This is a genomic window from Serratia sp. CY83965, from assembly GCF_052166375.1.
In the GTDB taxonomy this organism is placed as follows: domain Bacteria; phylum Pseudomonadota; class Gammaproteobacteria; order Enterobacterales; family Enterobacteriaceae; genus Serratia; species Serratia marcescens.
This window is the reverse complement of sequence record NZ_JBJNOV010000004.1, coordinates 581,032-596,169: the sequence shown is the minus strand read 5'-3', so window position 1 is coordinate 596,169 and position 15,138 is coordinate 581,032. Positions and strand designations below refer to the sequence as shown.

Sequence of the window (15,138 nt, the reverse complement as noted above, 5' to 3'; positions counted from 1 at the left end):
GACAATGATTGAATCGTAGGTTTTTGTGGAGAGTGACATGCAGCTGAAACGGGTGGCAGAGGCTAAACTGCCGACACCTTGGGGCGATTTCCTGATGGTAGGATTCGAAGAACTGGCGACCGGACATGACCACCTGGCACTGGTATTCGGTGATATTTCCGGCGAAGCGCCGGTGCTCGCACGCGTGCATTCCGAATGCCTGACCGGCGACGCGTTGTTCAGCCTGCGCTGCGACTGCGGTTTTCAACTGGAAGCCGCACTGGAGCAGATTGCGGAAGAAGGCCGCGGCATCCTGCTTTATCATCGCCAGGAGGGCCGCAATATCGGCCTGTTGAACAAGATCCGCGCCTACGCCCTGCAGGATAAGGGCGCAGACACCGTGGAAGCCAATCACCAGCTCGGCTTCGCCGCCGACGAGCGCGACTTCACCCTGTGTGCCGACATGTTCAAACTGCTGGGCGTCGACGCGGTGCGTTTGCTGACCAACAACCCGAAAAAGGTCGAGATCCTGACCGAAGCCGGTATCAACATCAGCGAACGCGTGCCGTTGATCGTCGGTCGCAACCCGAAGAACGAACGCTATCTGGCCACCAAGGCCGCCAAAATGGGCCATTTGCTCGACCAGAAGTGATCGCCACCGCCGCGGAAACAATCAGGGCGCCTTACGGCGCCCTTTTTATTGATTAATTACAGCATTTTCCTGATCACATAGTGCAGGATACCGTCGTTTTCGTAGTAAGTCAGCTCATTGCCGGTATCGATGCGGCACCGGGTGTCGACCACTTCCTTGCGCCCGTCGGCATAGGTGATGTGCACCGGCACAGTCTGGCCCGGCTGCAGCTGTTGCAGGCCGCCAACGCTTATTTGCTCATCCCCGGTCAGCCCCAGGGTTTTGCGCGTCACCCCCTGCGGGAACTCCAGCGGCAAAATCCCCATGCCGATCAGGTTAGAGCGGTGAATACGCTCGAAGGATTCGGCAATCACCACCCGCACGCCCAGCAGGCGCGGCCCCTTCGCCGCCCAGTCGCGGCTGGAGCCGGAACCGTACTCTTTACCGGCGATCACCGCCAGCGGCACTTTCTCCTGCTGGTACTGCATGGCGGCGTCGTAGATAGACAGCTGCTGTTGTGACGGAATATGGCGGGTATAGCCGCCTTCCACGCCCGGCACCATTTCGTTGCGGATGCGAATGTTGGCGAAGGTGCCGCGCATCATCACTTCGTGGTTGCCGCGGCGTGAACCGTAGGAGTTGAAATCCTGCGGCGCTACGCCATGCTCGCTCAGGTAACGCCCCGCCGGGCTGTCGCGCTTGATGTTACCCGCCGGCGAGATGTGGTCGGTGGTCACCGAGTCGGCCAGAATCGCCAGAATACGCGCGTCTTTGATGTCCTGCACCGGATCCGGCTTCACCTGCATGGTGCTGAAGAACGGCGGATGGCGGATATAGGTAGAATCCTCCTGCCACTGATAGGTCGCCGAACCGGTCACCTGGATCGCCTGCCAGTTGGCGTCGCCGTCGAACACTTCGCCGTATTCCTTGTGGAACATCTCGGTGCGCACTTCTTCCACCGCCTGAGCGATGTCCTGGCTGCTCGGCCAGATGTCCTTCAAATAGACCGGCTGACCGTCATTACCCTCGCCCAGCGGCTCTTTGGTCAGATCGATCTTCATGCTGCCCGCCAGCGCATAAGCCACCACCAGCGGCGGCGAGGCCAGCCAGTTGGTTTTCACCAGCGGGTGGATGCGCCCTTCGAAATTACGGTTGCCCGACAGCACCGCGCCAACGGTCAGATCGCCCTCTTTGATCGCCTGCTCGATAGGATCCGGCAGCGGCCCGGAGTTGCCGATACAGGTGGTACAGCCATATCCCACCAGGTTGAACCCCAGCTCTTCCAGATAGGCGGTGAGTTTGGCGCTGTCGAAGTAGTCGGTCACCACTTTGGAACCCGGCGCCAGCGAGGTTTTTACCCAGGGTTTGCTGCGCAGCCCTTTCTTGACGGCGTTTTTCGCCAGCAGGCCGGCCGCCATCATCACGCTCGGGTTGGAGGTGTTGGTGCAGGAGGTGATCGCCGCGATCACCACCGCGCCGTCGCGCAATTCGTGCTGCTGCCCGTCCAACGTAAAGGTTTTGCCGTCTGTCTTGGCCTTGTGGCCGCCGATATCCAGCTCGGTAGCGGCCTTGAACGCCTGCGGCACATTCGGCAGCGCGACGCGATCCTGCGGGCGTTTCGGCCCGGCGAGGCTGGCCTCGACCGTCGACATATCCAGCGCCAGCGAGCTGGTGAAGACCGGCTCATCCCCCGGGTTGCGCCACATGCCCTGCGCCTTGGCGTAGGCTTCCACCAGCGCGATTTGTTCGGCGCTGCGGCCGCTGAGTTTCATGTAGCCGAGCGTGACGTCATCTACCGGGAAGAAACCGCAGGTGGCACCGAACTCCGGCGACATATTGGCGATGGTCGCCCGGTCCGCCAGCGGCAGATCGGCCAGGCCGTCGCCGTAAAACTCGACGAACTTGCCGACAACGCCGTGTTTGCGCAGCATTTGGGTGACGGTCAGCACCAGATCGGTGGCGGTAATGCCCTCGCGGAGCTTGCCGGTCAGCTTGAAGCCGACCACATCCGGGATCAGCATCGACACCGGCTGGCCCAACATCGCCGCTTCCGCTTCGATGCCGCCCACGCCCCAGCCGAGGATGCCCAGGCCGTTGATCATGGTGGTGTGGGAATCGGTGCCCACCAGCGTATCGGGATAAGCCACACGGCGGCCGCTTTCGTCGCTGTGCCAGACCGTTTGGCCGAGGTATTCGAGGTTGACCTGGTGACAAATGCCGGTGCCCGGCGGCACCACGCGGAAGCGGTTAAAAGCTTTCTGCCCCCAGCGCAGGAAGGTGTAGCGCTCGTGGTTGCGCTGCATTTCGATACGCACATTGTCTTCGAAGGCGTTGTTATCGCCAAATTCATCGACGGTAACCGAGTGGTCAATCACCAGATCCACCGGCGACAGCGGGTTCACCTGCTCGACATTGCCGCCCAGTCGCCGTACCGCTTCGCGCATCGCCGCCAGATCCACCACCGCCGGGACGCCGGTAAAATCCTGCATCAGCACGCGCGCCGGACGGTAGGCGATCTCACGGTCAGCATGGCCGGTTTGCAACCAGGCGACGATGGCCTTGAGGTCGTCAACCTGCACGGTATCGCCATCCACATGACGCAGCAGGTTCTCCAACAGCACTTTCATTGATTTCGGCAACCGGTCGATATCACCCAGCTGCTTCGCCGCCAGCGGCAGACTGTAGTAGTAATATTCGCTATTCAGCGCAACCAGCTTATCCAGACTTGTTTCACGAAGATCGGACGACATAGCTCCTCCATTTCTTATTGTGATTAAAACAGGGTAATCAGTGAGGTCTTGTTTAAAGATACCACAAAGATAAGTTAACGTTTTGATAACAACACGATTTGATCACAACGATAGGTGAGAACAATCAAGAAGAAGGAAGTGCGAGCACAGCCAAGGGGTTAGGCCACGCGTCAACGAAAACGCCGCAACGAGGCGGCGTTTTGGCAGCGAAAATCTCACGGCTTTAGCGGGGTTTGCGCACCAGGCGGCAACATACTGTGAGCACAACTGCAGCAATGATAGCAGAGACACCCAATTTAATGGCAATGACAGCCGAGTCGAAATTATTCATCCCTATTTCACCATCACCGCTAATTTCTATGTTGTTGGAAACGAAGCTGTCGAAAATTCCGTCTGGTAGGTAGCGCAACAACAAAAAGGTTAGCAACAAGAACAGAACAATCCAGAGACTTTTTTTCATTGTGATACCACGCATTAACTGTAATCAGGCTCGCCTTGAACATCTATACGACCATACGCCATCAGCCCTCGACCTCCAGGCACTCTCACCTTTCTACGCCTTAGCAGCGCATCCCGAAGGATCTGAAACTCAGATGCCTGATAGAGAGTAATACATCCCCAAGAAACACCGGTGCCATCTGTGTTAAGTGGATGCAGTCTAAAACTGTTTCGAAAGACGCCATTTACGGCGAGGTAGTCACTCATAGTTTCATTGCTGAAGAGACCAAACCACTCAGAATGGCGATTCTTGTAGAGATGATACAGGTCAACCAACTCAGAACGAATTTGATTTGCAATACTGCCCTGTGGTCTGTCGACGATCCAGTATGTTCCTGGAGGAATGGCGGCTTTTTCACGATCCGAACAGTTTGGGTTGTTAATGTAATGCTCGATACCCGATAACACGTCGAATGTCCCCACTCCATAGCACCGTAATTTCGCTATCTTGCCATCACTTGATAAATCAGCGTAGTTAAGCCTGCATATCTGCATAACGTTGAATTTCCTTATTCAATTATCCGAACGTTTTGCAGTCTACTTAGAGGTGAACGGGTTGAAAAGAGGACGGTGGCTTTTCAGGATGATCCTGAGAAACAAGGAAGGTGCGGGTTTCCGGGCTAAAAAAACCCGGTTTGGCAGGCGCCTAACCGGGTTTGATTTGATATCGTCAACGATTATTTAATCGGCAGCTTGATGTCCTTGAACATCGCTTCGATTTCTTCGTTGGAGCGCAGCGCCACCGCGCTGTCGACCACGTCGCGCGTCAAGTGCGGCGCGAAGCGCTGAATGAAGTCATACATGTAGCTGCGCAGGAAGGTACTGCGGCGGAAGCCGATTTTGGTGGTGCTGTAGGTGAAGATGTCGCGCGCATCCACCGTCACCAAATCCGGATCCTGCACCGGATCCACCGCCATGCTGGCGATCACCCCTACCCCCAGTCCCAGACGCACATAGGTTTTGATCACGTCGGCGTCGGTGGCGGTAAAGACGATGCGCGGCGTCAGACCGGCGCGGTTGAAGGCGGTGTCCAGCTCCGAGCGGCCGGTAAAGCCGAAGGTGTAAGTGACGATCGGGTAAGCCGCCAGCTCTTCAATGCTGATGCTGCTTTTGCCCGCCAAAGGATGATCGGGCTTCACCACCACCGCACGGTTCCAGTGGTAGCACGGCAACATGATGAGATCGTCGTACAAGTGCAGCGCCTCGGTGGCGATGGCAAAATCGGCGGTGCCCTTGGAGACCGCTTCGGCGATCTGCGTCGGCGAGCCCTGATGCATGTGCAGCGAGACGCGCGGGTAACGCTCGATGAAGCCTTTGATCACGTTGGGCAATGCGTAACGAGCCTGAGTGTGCGTGGTGGCGACGTACAGCGAGCCTTTGTCCGGGTAGGTGTGTTCACCGGCGACGGCCTTGATGGCGTCTACCTTGGACAGCACTTCACGCGCGATGCGAATGATTTCCTGGCCGGCGGGGGTGACCTGGGTCAGGTGCTTGCCGCTGCGGGCGAAAATCTGGATGCCCAGCTCATCTTCGAGCATGCGCACCTGTTTACTGATGCCGGGTTGAGAGGTATAGAGCCCTTCTGCCGTCGAGGAGACATTCAGGTTGTGGTTAACCACTTCCACAATGTAACGAAGCTGCTGCAATTTCATATCTTATACCATCCTAGGTTAAACACTGCGGCTTACCCGCAGCCAGGTATATCGGTGTCGCCCCGGTATGCTGAAACTCACAAGCCATAAACCCCGTGTTCTACCCTGATGGTGAAGAAAACGCCGTTGTTAATAAGCTTTAATAATAAAAAAACTTTTTATATAACCACTATACCACGATGCAGCTTCAAGTATAGATCCGCGTCACACTATGATAACGATTATTTTGCATTGGTATCAACGTGAAACGGCGGTGTCGGAGGGATAAAAACAGCAAAGGATAGATCCGTTTGCCCCTTTTCACCAATAAAAAAACCAGCCGCCAGGGCTGGTTTTTCATCTTGCAGGCAGGACATCGCCCTTACTTCTTGCCTTCGACCCACTTGCCGTCCACGTAGAACGCGGACCAACCGGTCGCCTTGCCGTCTTTTTCAGAGGAGACGTACTGCTGCTTGGTTTTACGGCTGAAACGCACCAGCGTTTTGTTGCCTTCGGCATCCGCCACCGGCGCATCGGCCAGGTAGCGCAGTTTCTCCGGCAGACGATCCTTGAAGCGAGCCAGCTCCTCCACCAACGGCGCGCGGGTCTCGCGCGATTTAGGGAAGGTGTTGGCCGCCAGGAACACGCCGGCAGCGCCGTCACGCAGCACGAAATAGGCGTCGGACTTCTCGCACGGCAGCTCCGGCAACGGCACCGGATCTTCCTTCGGCGGCGCCACATCGCCGTTACGCAGGATCTTGCGGGTATTTTTGCAGTTCTCGTTGGTGCAGCCCATGTACTTGCCGAAACGCCCCATTTTCAGGTGCATTTCCGAACCGCACTTGTCGCACTCCACCACCGGGCCGTCATAACCTTTCAGGCGGAACTCGCCCTCTTCGATCTCATAGCCGTCACACGCCGGGTTGTTGCCGCAGACGTGCAGCTTGCGCTGGTTGTCGATCAGATAGCTGTCCATCGCCGTACCGCATTTCTGGCAGCGGCGGCGGGCGCGCAGCGCGTTGGTTTCCGCGTCGTCGCCTTCGAGGATGTTGAGCACTTCCGCTTCAGGCACCAGGTTGATGGTGGTTTTGCAACGCTCCTTCGGCGGCAGCGCGTAGCCGGAACAACCGAGGAACACGCCGGTGCTGGCGGTACGGATGCCCATCTTGCGGCCGCAGGTCGGGCAGTCGATGCTGGTCATCACCATCTGGTTAGGCCGCATGCCGCCTTCTTCCGGATCCTTCTCCGCCGTTTCCAGCTGCTCGCTGAAGTCGACGAAGAACTCGTCCAGCACCGCTTTCCACTCGGCCTGGTTGTTGGCGACCTCATCGAGACCATCTTCCATGCGCGCGGTGAAGTCATAGTTCATCAGCTCGCGGAAGTTTTCTTCCAGACGATCGGTGACGATCTCACCCATTTTCTCGGCATAGAAGCGGCGGCTTTCCACCCGCACATAACCGCGATCCTGAATGGTTGAGATAATGGAGGCGTAGGTGGAGGGGCGGCCAATGCCGCGTTTTTCCAGCTCTTTCACCAGCGAGGCTTCGCTGTAGCGCGCCGGCGGCTTGGTGAAGTGCTGGCTCGGGATCAGTTTCTGCAGATCCAGCTCGCTGCCGATTTCGACGTATGGCAGGGTGCGATCTTCATCGCCCTTGCGCAACGCCGGCATCACCTTGGTCCAACCGTCAAAGCGCAGCGTACGGCCCTTGGCGCGCAGCTGATAATCACCGGCTTTCACCGTCAGCGTGGTGGAATCGTACTGCGCCGGCGTCATCTGGCAGGCGACGAACTGGCGCCAGATCAGCTGATACAGCTTCTGCGCATCCGCTTCCATGTCTTTCAACTGCTCGGCGAGCACGTTCACGTCCGAAGGACGGATCGCTTCGTGCGCTTCCTGCGAATTCTCTTTGCTGCTGTACTGATTCGGCGCCTTCGGCAGGTATTTATCGCCGAAGTTGTCGCCGATGTAGCCACGCACCATGTTGAGCGCATCCTGGCTCAGGTTGGTGGAATCGGTACGCATATAGGTGATGTGGCCGGCTTCATACAGCCGTTGCGCCATCATCATGGTTTTCTTCACGCCGAAGCTCAGGCGGGTGCTGGCGGCCTGTTGCAGCGTGGAGGTAATGAAAGGCGCGCCCGGCTTGCTGCTGGTCGGTTTGTCTTCGCGATCCAGCACCGTGTAGCGGGCTTTTTCCAGCAACTTGACCGCGGCGTGAGTCTGCTCGCGGTTGACCGGCTTGAACGGTTTGTCGTGCGCGTGGGTCACTTCCATCTGCAGCGCGGTTTCACCCTTCGCCAGCAGATCGGCATGCAGTTCCCAGTACTCTTCCGGCACGAACGCCTTGATGTCGCGTTCGCGCTCAACCACCAGACGCACCGCCACCGACTGCACACGGCCGGCGGACAGGCCGCGGGCGATTTTCTTCCACAGCAGCGGCGAGACCATATAGCCCACCACGCGGTCCATAAACCGGCGCGCCTGCTGCGCGTTGACGCGATCAATGTTCAGCTCGCCCGGCTGTTTGAACGCCTGCTGGATCGCGTTTTTGGTGATTTCGTTAAACACCACGCGGCTAAAGCGTTTGTCATCTCCACCGATCACTTCCCGCAGGTGCCAGGCGATGGCTTCCCCTTCGCGGTCAAGGTCGGTTGCGAGATAAATGTGGTCGGCGTTTTCCGCCAACGATTTTAACTCGGCGACCACTTTTTCTTTACCCGGCAGGATTTCATAATGCGCTTTCCAGCCGTGGTAAGGGTCGACGCCCATGCGATTTACCAGCGCCGCCTTCTCATCTTTTTTAACTTTTTTCTTGGCTTTGTCTTCGGTTGAGTCAGCGCTCTTTTTGCTGGCTGAGCCACTGGTCGGCAAATCACGGATGTGACCGACGCTGGACTTCACCACGTAGTCACTTCCTAAATATTTATTAATAGTTTTGGCTTTTGCCGGGGACTCAACTATTACGAGAGCTTTACCCATATTTACCTTTACCTAATTTATTTCTTCTAAAAAGAAGTCTTTTATCTCGCCGTGCCGCGGCAATTCGTGTCTCTTTTTTTATATTGCGGCAGTCTGGCAAGAGATCAACAGATTTTTTTCTTTTGGTTGCCCAACTGCTCAACCTGAACGCAAGTTGTTGATCCTGCCTGCTATTCACCCATGCCCCAGAAGTATGGCTGTGTGAGTTTTATTCATGGCGTAAACAAAACCTTCCACCCGACGCCGCAAAATCCCACACTGTACCTGATAAAAAGCGTCACGCAACCTAATTAGCATGGAAAGTCCGATTTCGCCAACCGGCGGCCGCCCATGGCCATCCAGACGGCAAATAAACCTTAGTCGGTTTGCGGATAAAAGCGAACCGGCGTTAGAATATGCGCAGAGTTTTTAGTTTGGAGTCTAATAAATGCGCACGAATACTGCACCTATCGGCCGCGAGGCCCTGCTGGCGGAAGCAAATAACATCATCCGCCAACACGAAGATTATCTGCACGGCATGATCGCCACCGGCGTTGAACAAAAAAGCGGCGTTTTAGTTTTTCGCGGCGAATACTTTTTGGATGCCGATGGATTGCCCACCGCCAAAACCACCGCGGTATTTAATATGTTTAAACATTTGGCTCACCTGCTTTCGGAAAAATACCACCTAGTCGATTAAGACAAGAAAACGGGGGCGCCTGGCCCCCGTTGATTCACGCTCTCGTTGCCGTTACAACAACGGCTTTTCCCCACGCTGCCACCAGCGCAGCAGCAAACGATCGACGCTTTCCGCCGCGCTGCCGGTGAAGCGATCCATCAGGCGTTTACGGCGCGTATAGCGCACAGCGATCACTTCGTGGTTATCCAGCTCGGCGATCAGCAAATCATCGCTGGTGCCGATGGCGTCGACCAGGCCCTTCTCTTTCGCCTGTGAACCGAACCAGTGCTCACCGGTGGCGACGCTGTCGATATCGAGCGACGGGCGTTGCTCATGCACGAAGCGCTTGAACAGTTCGTGGGTTTCGTTCAAATCTTCGCGGAACTTCTCGCGCCCCTGTTCGGTGTTTTCACCGAACAGCGTCAGCGTGCGTTTAAACTGCCCGGCGGTGTGCAACTCCACGTCGATGTCGTTCTTCTTCAGCAGACGGTGGAAGTTCGGGATCTGCGCCACCACGCCGATGGAGCCGATGATGGCGAACGGCGCCGCCACGATGCGATCCGCGACGCAGGCCATCATGTAGCCGCCGCTGGCCGCCACTTTATCCACCGCTACCGTCAGGCGAATGCCGCCTTTGCGCAGGCGCTCCAACTGCGAAGCCGCCAGGCCGTAGCCGTGCACCACCCCGCCAGGGCTTTCCAGGCGCAACAGAACTTCATCCTGCGCCGACGCCACCGCCAACACCGCCGAGATCTCTTCGCGCAGCGAGGTGACCTCGTGCGCGTCCATGCTGCCCTTGAAATCCAGCACATACAGGCACGGCTTGGCCACTTCCACCGCGCCGGACTTGGCGCGCTGCTTCTTCAATTTGTCATCAGATTTGGTCTGCTTCTTGAACTGTTTCAGCCAAACCTTCTGCTCGGCGGCATCCATGCGCGCCAGGCGCATATCGCGCTGCATCTCGCGATACTGTTCGCCGAGATCGGTCAGCTGCAGCTCCCCTTTCTGGCGGCTCTTGCGTTGCCCCAAACTGACCGCCAGGATGGCCAACGCGGCGATGGCGAGCACCACCGTGGCGACCTTGGCCAGAAACAGGCCATAAACAGATATAAACTCCACAGATTCCGCCTTTATTTACAGGTTGTTAGTATGCTTATTTCCATTTTAGCCAACCGCAGCGGCTGCTGTCGCGGCTAAATGAAAATTCATTGCGCACAGAGCATCACTATGGGGACGATTTACGGCCGAACCAAGCCGCCACCGCCGCGCTTTTGTTACAAAAGAATGCCATTTCAGCCTGCTACGCATTGAAAATGCCTGCGGATTAAGGCATATAACACCCATTATTCATCAATATGATGAGACGGATTCGCTGCGCGGCCCGCAGACGGTCGAGCCTTCGCTCCCGCCCCGGCCGCGCGTTTCACCCTTGCTCCCCGATATCCGCGGGAGAACAGCCACCCAGGCGAGGATTTATCGTGCATTACCAACCCAAACAAGATCTGCTCGAACAACGTATCATTTTGGTCACCGGCGCCGGCGACGGCATCGGCCGCGAAGCGGCGCTGACCTACGCGCGCTTCGGCGCCCAGTTGGTGCTGCTGGGGCGCACCGAGAGCAAACTGCTGGCGGTACAACAAGAGATCGCAGCCCTGGGCGGCGCCCCGGCCCTGGTGGTCACGCTCGACTTGCTGCACGCCACTCAGGAGCAATGCCGGCAGATAGCCGACGATCTGGCGCGCCAGATCCCCCGCCTTGACGGCGTGTTGCACAACGCCGGCCTGCTCGGCGACATCGCGCCGATGGCCGACCTGTCGATAACCATGTGGCAAGAAGTGATGCAGGTTAACGTCAACGCCACCTTTATGCTGACTCAGGCGCTGCTGCCGCTGCTGCTGAAATCCCACGCCGGTTCACTGGTGTTCACCAGCTCCAGCGTCGGGCGTACCGGCCGCGCAGACTGGGGTGCCTATGCGGTGTCAAAGTTCGCCACCGAGGGCATGATGCAGGTGTTGGCCGACGAGTATAAAAACCGCAATCTGCGGGTGAACTGCATCAATCCGGGCGGCACCCGCACCAAAATGCGCGCATCTGCCTTCCCGCACGAAGACAAGAACAAGCTGAAAACCCCGGCCGATATCATGCCGCTGTATCTGTATTTGATGGGCGAAGACAGCCGCCGCAAAACCGGCATGAGCTTCGACGCGCAGCCGAACCGCAAACCCGGCGCAGCCGAATAATCAGGAGCGTTTCATGGCGGAAGATCGTCATCAACAGCGCCAGCAGCGCCTGAAAGAACAGGTCGATGCGCGCATCGCCGCGGCGCAGGACACCCGCGGCCTGCTGCTGGTGTTTACCGGCAACGGCAAGGGTAAAACCACCGCCGCCTTCGGCACCGTCACCCGCGCGGTCGGCCACGGTATGCGCGCCGGGGTGATCCAGTTCATCAAGGGCGAATGGCCCAATGGCGAAAAGAATCTGCTGCAGCAACACGGCGTTGAATTTCAGGTGATGGCCACCGGTTTCACCTGGGAAACGCAAAACAAGGCCGGCGACACCGCCGCCTGCCAGGCGGTGTGGCAGCACGGCAAACGCATGCTGGCCGACAGCGGCCTGGATCTGGTTCTGCTGGATGAAGTGACCTACATGCTGACCTACGGCTATCTGGAACTGGAAGAGCTGAAGGAAGCGCTCCTGCAACGCCCTGCGCATCAAACGGTGATCCTGACCGGGCGCGGCTGCCATCGCGATCTGCTGGAACTGGCGGATACGGTCACGGAGATGCGGCCGGTGAAACACGCATTCGACGCGGGCGTGAAGGCGCAACAGGGGATCGATTGGTAACAAAACGTTCTGGCCCCGAACGGGGCCAGAATGGCGGGATTAGCTGCGTTTGCTTGGCTTGCCCGGTTTGCTGCCTGGCGCACTGCGGCGGCCGCTGCCGGCCACCTGCGAGTGGCGCTTGACCGCACGGCGGATCTGGTTGGCCTTCACGCGGCGGCGCTCACGCTCCACCGGCATTTTGCTGACCGTTTCCGGTTTCAACTCCACCAGCTCGCGCAGGTAGTTGATCGCCGGCAGATCCAGTTCAGCCCAGCCGCCGCGCGGCAGGCCTTTCGGCAGATCGATGTCGCCGTAACGCACGCGGATCAGGCGGCTCACCTGCACGCCCACCGCTTCCCACAGGCGACGCACTTCACGGTTGCGGCCTTCGGTCAGGGTCACGTTGTACCACTGGTTGAGGCCTTCACCGCCCTGGAAGCTGATGGTGCGGAAGGCGGCCGGGCCGTCTTCCAATTGCACGCCTTTGCTCAGCTGCTTCACTTTCGCATCGTCAACCTGGCCGAACACGCGCACCGCGTACTCGCGCTCCACTTCACGGCTCGGGTGCATCAGACGGTTGGCCAGTTCGCCATCGGTGGTGAACAGCAGCAGACCGGAGGTGTTGACGTCCAGGCGCCCTACCGCCACCCAGCGCGAACCGCGCAGCTTCGGCAGGCGATCGAACACCGTCGGGCGGCCTTCAGGATCGCTGCGGGTACACAGCTCGCCTTCCGGTTTGTAGTAAGCCAGCACCCGGCAAACCACCTCTTCGGATTCTTTGATCGACAGGACATGGCCATCCAGACGGATTTTCATCGCCGGCGTCACTTCAACGCGATCGCCGAGCTTGGCGACCTTGCCGTCGACGCTGACGCGCCCGGCTTCAATCATGGTTTCGATTTCACGACGCGAGCCATGCCCGGCGCGCGCTAAAACTTTCTGTAACTTTTCGCTCATTGAGCAACCTCTAATGTCGCCTTCACAGGCGTCGGGGGGATACCGCCGCGGCCAAGCGCCACGACGGTCATAATACGCTTATCAGGATCGAACCGCGTATTATACAGGCTTTCTAAGGTGTTGAAACCCACTTTATCGGCGGTGGCCCCCTTCAGACAGCGTTCACGGCGCCAAAAAATCCTCCACCGCCCACAGCACCGCGTCGGGCCGTTCCAAAATGCCGAGGTGAGTGCGAGCCTCGCCTAGACGCACCACGGAGAAAAACGGCTGTTCGGCGGCAAATGCCTGCTGTTGCCGCAGGTAGTCGTCGCGGCGATCCAACGAGTAGATGTGCCGACACGGCGGCGGCGCGCTCATGCCCGCCAGGCGTTGCAGCGGCGAGCCGTATTGCCGATAGGCCTGTTCGATGGCCACGCCGGCGGCACGCCAGAGCCGGTAATCTTCCTGCGCCATCTCGACCTCCAGATGGCGTTTGACCCGATCGTGACGGATGCCGCCCTGCCAGAAGTCGAACAAGGCGTCGCGCGCCGCCAGCCACTGCTGCGGCTGCTGCATGCGGCTCACCGCCGTAAAGAACGCCGGCTCCGGCTGCGTCATGATCCAGTCGAGAAACACCATGCCCCGCACCCGCTGCGGCAACGCTTCGGCCAACGCCACCGCCAGCCAGCTGGCGTGCGCCACCGACAGAGTGACCGCGTTATCCAAACGCAGCGCCGTCAGCAGTTGGCGCACATCCTCCAGCAAGTCGTCCGCCGTCAGCGACATCTCCGTGGCTTTTGACGACAGGCCATGGCCGCGCCAGTCGATGCTGATCACCCGATAGCGTTCGGCCGCCAGAGCGATGAACGGCTCAAACACGGTTTTCGGTTCGCACCAGCCGGGCAGCAACACCAACGTGAGCGGCCCTGAGCCGATATCCTGATAATCGAGCATCATGTTGGCACTGTGAAATGCGGTCATATTACCTCCTGCGCGTCTCTCCCCGACCCGTTCGGGGAATACCGACGGGGATAAGGTGACAGCGCAGCAGGTATTGATCTATTGAAGTTCGTGCGGAAAGTCCCCTGGGCGCACCTTATGAAAAAATGCGCACTAATTGGAATGGGAACTTAATGGCGCACGCAGGGATAGGCGGCGCTTAACGCCAGCATGATCACCGACGGTGCGGAATAATGCAGTTGCTCAGGATGCTCGTTCAAATACTGCATCACCGCGTCGGCGGCTACGCCGATGCTCATCCCGGCTTCCGGGCAGATATTGCGATTGCCCTGCATGGAATAAGTATCGAATACGCCGGCGACGTATCCCATGAACATGCCGCCATTCAGCGCTTCGGCCACGGTGGCTTCACCGCTTTTATTTTTTACGTAACCGCCGGATTCCGCCAGCAAACCGCTGCCTGAATAAAACCCCGCATTTGCCATTGAGGAAAATAATAAGGCCGCTAAAAAAGAAACCTGTTTAATCATTGCTGCGCATCCTGCCCATTATCAATTCTGAAGTAGTCAAGAATAGCGGCTTTCACGCGAAATAGCCTCGCTTCAGCCGATTTTCAGACAATGGGCAAGGTGGCAACCTTTTACATCAGCGGAAAGGCGCCGCGTCACCCGCCCCTTCGCGCACCACTTCCGGCGTGGATTCGGTCAGATCGATAACCGTGGTCGGTTGTTGGCCGAGGAAGCCGCCGTGGATCACCAGATCGACCACCTTGCCCAAATGATCGCTGATCTCTTCCGGATCGGACTCGGCAAAATCATTGCCCGGCAGCATCAGGGTGGTGGACATCATCGGTTCGTTCAGCGCCTCCAGCAGCGCCAATGCGATCGGGTTCGACGGCACACGCAGGCCGATGGTTTTGCGCTTTTCATTCATCAGGCGGCGCGGCACTTCTTTGGTCGCCTTCAGAATGAACGTGTAGTGGCCCGGCGTATTGTTTTTGATCAGGCGGAAGGCCGTATTATCGACGTGCGCATAGGTCGACAATTCGGACAGATCGCGGCACATCAGGGTAAAGTTGTGGTTGCCGTCCAGTTGACGGATGCGGCAAATGCGCTCCATCGCCGCCTTCTCTTCCAGCATGCAACCCAGCGCGTAGCCGGAATCGGTGGGATAAACGATCACTCCGCCCTTGCGCAGCACCTCGACCGCCTGGTTAATCAAACGCGGCTGTGGGTTATCCGGATGAATATAAAAAAGCTGACTCATGACTTGCTCCTAAAATAATGCCCGCG

15 protein-coding genes are annotated in these 15,138 nt (G+C 58.1%); 4 read left to right on the top strand and 11 right to left on the bottom strand.

Features of this window, described 5'->3' with window-relative positions; all coding sequences use genetic code 11:
- Positions 1–37 precede the first annotated feature (37 nt).
- A complete protein-coding gene (gene ribA, locus ACJ8PL_RS13765; RefSeq protein ID WP_004930678.1) occupies positions 38–631 on the top strand; it encodes a GTP cyclohydrolase II in 594 nt (197 codons plus the stop codon).
- 56 nt (positions 632–687) lie between these two features.
- On the opposite strand, the gene acnA is transcribed toward ribA, so the two are convergent.
- The 6 genes from acnA to topA all read right to left on the bottom strand — a co-directional run bounded on the left by acnA (position 688) and on the right by topA (position 8,469).
- The gene (gene acnA / locus ACJ8PL_RS13760) at positions 688–3,360 is read right to left on the bottom strand and encodes an aconitate hydratase AcnA (protein ID WP_016927530.1); all 2,673 of its coding nucleotides are present in this window, start codon (positions 3,358–3,360) and stop codon (positions 688–690) included.
- Between the two features lie 223 nt (positions 3,361–3,583).
- Positions 3,584–3,820: a hypothetical protein gene (locus ACJ8PL_RS13755; RefSeq protein WP_442531213.1), complete on the bottom strand. Its 237-nt coding sequence runs from the start codon at positions 3,818–3,820 to the stop codon at positions 3,584–3,586.
- A 14-nt stretch (positions 3,821–3,834) separates the two neighbouring features.
- Positions 3,835–4,281 (bottom strand): DUF2778 domain-containing protein, encoded by a 447-nt coding sequence (locus ACJ8PL_RS13750; protein ID WP_442531212.1) that lies wholly within the window; start codon positions 4,279–4,281, stop codon positions 3,835–3,837.
- Positions 4,282–4,535: 254 nt separating this feature from the next.
- Positions 4,536–5,510, bottom strand: a complete 975-nt coding sequence (cysB, locus tag ACJ8PL_RS13745; RefSeq protein ID WP_004930690.1) for an HTH-type transcriptional regulator CysB — start codon at positions 5,508–5,510, stop codon at positions 4,536–4,538.
- A 221-nt stretch (positions 5,511–5,731) separates the two neighbouring features.
- A complete protein-coding gene (locus tag ACJ8PL_RS13740) occupies positions 5,732–5,866 on the bottom strand; it encodes a hypothetical protein (RefSeq protein WP_255253503.1) in 135 nt (44 codons plus the stop codon).
- A gap of 5 nt (positions 5,867–5,871) precedes the next feature.
- Entirely contained in the window at positions 5,872–8,469 is a 2,598-nt protein-coding gene (gene topA / locus ACJ8PL_RS13735; protein WP_004930691.1) for a type I DNA topoisomerase, read from the bottom strand.
- A gap of 427 nt (positions 8,470–8,896) precedes the next feature.
- On the opposite strand from topA, the gene ACJ8PL_RS13730 reads away from it, so the two are divergent.
- The gene (locus ACJ8PL_RS13730; protein WP_079449789.1) at positions 8,897–9,148 is read left to right on the top strand and encodes a YciN family protein; all 252 of its coding nucleotides are present in this window, start codon (positions 8,897–8,899) and stop codon (positions 9,146–9,148) included.
- Positions 9,149–9,199: 51 nt separating this feature from the next.
- Here the strand turns inward: ACJ8PL_RS13730 and sohB are convergent, their stop codons facing one another.
- Positions 9,200–10,246: a protease SohB gene (gene sohB / locus ACJ8PL_RS13725; protein ID WP_016927527.1), complete on the bottom strand. Its 1,047-nt coding sequence runs from the start codon at positions 10,244–10,246 to the stop codon at positions 9,200–9,202.
- Between the two features lie 359 nt (positions 10,247–10,605).
- Here sohB and ACJ8PL_RS13720 point away from each other — a divergent pair, with 359 nt between their 5' ends.
- Positions 10,606–11,367, top strand: a complete 762-nt coding sequence (locus ACJ8PL_RS13720) for a YciK family oxidoreductase (RefSeq protein WP_016927526.1) — start codon at positions 10,606–10,608, stop codon at positions 11,365–11,367.
- Positions 11,368–11,380: 13 nt separating this feature from the next.
- Positions 11,381–11,971, top strand: coding sequence for a cob(I)yrinic acid a,c-diamide adenosyltransferase (cobO, locus tag ACJ8PL_RS13715; protein ID WP_016927525.1), 591 nt, complete (start codon positions 11,381–11,383; stop codon positions 11,969–11,971).
- Positions 11,972–12,010: 39 nt separating this feature from the next.
- Here cobO and rluB read toward each other — a convergent pair whose 3' ends face one another.
- From rluB to ACJ8PL_RS13695, 4 genes are all read right to left on the bottom strand, one after another.
- Positions 12,011–12,907 (bottom strand): 23S rRNA pseudouridine(2605) synthase RluB, encoded by an 897-nt coding sequence (rluB, locus tag ACJ8PL_RS13710; protein WP_015378049.1) that lies wholly within the window; start codon positions 12,905–12,907, stop codon positions 12,011–12,013.
- A 162-nt stretch (positions 12,908–13,069) separates the two neighbouring features.
- Positions 13,070–13,867 (bottom strand): alpha/beta fold hydrolase, encoded by a 798-nt coding sequence (locus ACJ8PL_RS13705; RefSeq protein WP_033640137.1) that lies wholly within the window; start codon positions 13,865–13,867, stop codon positions 13,070–13,072.
- 149 nt (positions 13,868–14,016) lie between these two features.
- Positions 14,017–14,376, bottom strand: coding sequence for a Rap1a/Tai family immunity protein (locus tag ACJ8PL_RS13700; protein WP_016927523.1), 360 nt, complete (start codon positions 14,374–14,376; stop codon positions 14,017–14,019).
- Between the two features lie 115 nt (positions 14,377–14,491).
- On the bottom strand, positions 14,492–15,112 hold the full coding sequence (locus tag ACJ8PL_RS13695; protein ID WP_016927522.1) for an L-threonylcarbamoyladenylate synthase: 621 nt from the start codon (positions 15,110–15,112) through the stop codon (positions 14,492–14,494).
- Between the last annotated feature and the right edge of the window lie 26 nt (positions 15,113–15,138).

Excerpts from the sequence above, each read along its gene's own strand:
- ribA (WP_004930678.1), top strand. The coding sequence starts at position 38 with ATGCAGCTGAAACGGGTGGCAGAGGCTAAACTGCCGACACCTTGGGGC.
- acnA (WP_016927530.1), bottom strand. The coding sequence starts at position 3,360 with ATGTCGTCCGATCTTCGTGAAACAAGTCTGGATAAGCTGGTTGCGCTG.
- ACJ8PL_RS13755 (WP_442531213.1), bottom strand. The coding sequence starts at position 3,820 with ATGAAAAAAAGTCTCTGGATTGTTCTGTTCTTGTTGCTAACCTTTTTG.
- cysB (WP_004930690.1), bottom strand. The coding sequence starts at position 5,510 with ATGAAATTGCAGCAGCTTCGTTACATTGTGGAAGTGGTTAACCACAAC.
- ACJ8PL_RS13740 (WP_255253503.1), bottom strand. The coding sequence starts at position 5,866 with ATGTCCTGCCTGCAAGATGAAAAACCAGCCCTGGCGGCTGGTTTTTTT.
- topA (WP_004930691.1), bottom strand. The coding sequence starts at position 8,469 with ATGGGTAAAGCTCTCGTAATAGTTGAGTCCCCGGCAAAAGCCAAAACT.
- ACJ8PL_RS13730 (WP_079449789.1), top strand. The coding sequence starts at position 8,897 with ATGCGCACGAATACTGCACCTATCGGCCGCGAGGCCCTGCTGGCGGAA.
- cobO (WP_016927525.1), top strand. The coding sequence starts at position 11,381 with ATGGCGGAAGATCGTCATCAACAGCGCCAGCAGCGCCTGAAAGAACAG.
- rluB (WP_015378049.1), bottom strand. The coding sequence starts at position 12,907 with ATGAGCGAAAAGTTACAGAAAGTTTTAGCGCGCGCCGGGCATGGCTCG.
- ACJ8PL_RS13705 (WP_033640137.1), bottom strand. The coding sequence starts at position 13,867 with ATGACCGCATTTCACAGTGCCAACATGATGCTCGATTATCAGGATATC.
- ACJ8PL_RS13700 (WP_016927523.1), bottom strand. The coding sequence starts at position 14,376 with ATGATTAAACAGGTTTCTTTTTTAGCGGCCTTATTATTTTCCTCAATG.
- ACJ8PL_RS13695 (WP_016927522.1), bottom strand. The coding sequence starts at position 15,112 with ATGAGTCAGCTTTTTTATATTCATCCGGATAACCCACAGCCGCGTTTG.